The sequence below is a fragment of the Vibrio sp. 704 genome (assembly GCF_033339295.1).
Genome location: NZ_JAWOUH010000450.1, coordinates 1 through 696, shown reverse-complemented (window position 1 = coordinate 696; position 696 = coordinate 1). Strand labels below are relative to the sequence as shown.

The window sequence follows — 696 nt, the reverse complement described above, 5'->3', positions numbered from 1 at the left end:
ATCCCACTTTATATGTTGCAAGTGTACAACCGAGTCATCTCATCTTATTCGACTGACACCTTGTTGCTTCTTACCATCATCGTGTTGGCGGCTTTGTTTACTATGTCCATTATCGATATTGCTCGTGCACAAATGAGTAAATCGTTCGGATTTTGGATGGACGCGAAACTTTCAGTGTTCATGCTTAAACGAAGCATTCAGTATCAATCGCATACTGGAAAGAGTTACACCTCTCAGGTTCTTCGAGATATTCAAACCATAAAAAGCTTTTTGAGCAGCCAAGCCCCTTATCCTTTGTTAGACGCTCCCTGGACACCGCTGTTTATTTTGTTCGTCTATCTACTCCATCCTTTGCTTGGGCACATTGCGTTGCTTGGTTCTGTCGTTCTGTTTAGCTTAGGTTTGATCAACGAGTTGATGACGAGAAAGACGATGCAAGAAAGTGAAGTTAGGGCCATTTCTCATATTAGCAGTGCAGAGTTAGCGACACAAAACGCCAACTCTATTTTAGCCATGGGGATGATGAACGCATTTTTAGAGCAGTGGCAATCGCGAGTACAGAGTGTCAGCGTGCTTGAAGAGCGAGTTGCAGGAAAGTCGATTTATATGGCTAACTTTTCTAAGTTTGTTCGTGGCTCTTTGCAAATATTTTTACTTGGCGGTGGTCCATGGCTAGTTATTCAGCATGAAATCACG

General features: G+C 42.8%; 1 pseudogene. It reads left to right on the top strand.

The window, feature by feature from the left end:
* Positions 1–696: pseudogene (locus tag R7R24_RS27025) on the top strand (type I secretion system permease/ATPase); the annotation flags it as partial.